A 480-nucleotide genomic window follows, 5' to 3' on the forward strand; every position below is an offset into this window, starting at 1 on the left:
GAGGCGGGCGCCAAGGTCCGACGGCGCTTCGACGGCCTGCTGGCGGCGATACAGCGTCACCGCCATCGCGTTGGCAGTCTCGGTCCGGCCCTCGACCACTTCCGCAAGGTCGCACACAGCTATCGGCCCGGGCTGTTCCACGCTGCCGACCTGGCCGACCTGCCGCGCACCAACAACGCCCTGGAACAGCTGTTCGGCTCGCAGCGATACCACGAGCGGCGCGCCACCGGGCGCAAGACAGCCTCGCCCGGTGCGGTGTTGCGTGGATCGGTCCGGCTCGTAGCTGGCATCGGCACCCGGGCCCAAACCCTGTCCGGACGCGACCTCGGCCGGATTGATCACGCACAGTGGCGTGACCTGCGTCGATCTCTCGATCGGGGGCGGCAGGCCCGCACCGCACGAACCCGCTTCCGCCGTGATCCCGATGCCTACCTCAGGGCGCTCGAACGGCAAGCCCAACAGCCGACTTTGCCGTCCTAG

The 480-nt window shown here is 69.8% G+C and carries 1 pseudogene; it reads left to right on the forward strand.

The features are described 5' to 3' along the window. A pseudogene (locus WDW90_RS38110) lies at positions 1-480 on the forward strand (ISNCY family transposase); the annotation flags it as partial.

This window comes from Methylobacterium nigriterrae (assembly GCF_037106235.1).
Taxonomy (GTDB): domain Bacteria; phylum Pseudomonadota; class Alphaproteobacteria; order Rhizobiales; family Beijerinckiaceae; genus Methylobacterium; species Methylobacterium nigriterrae.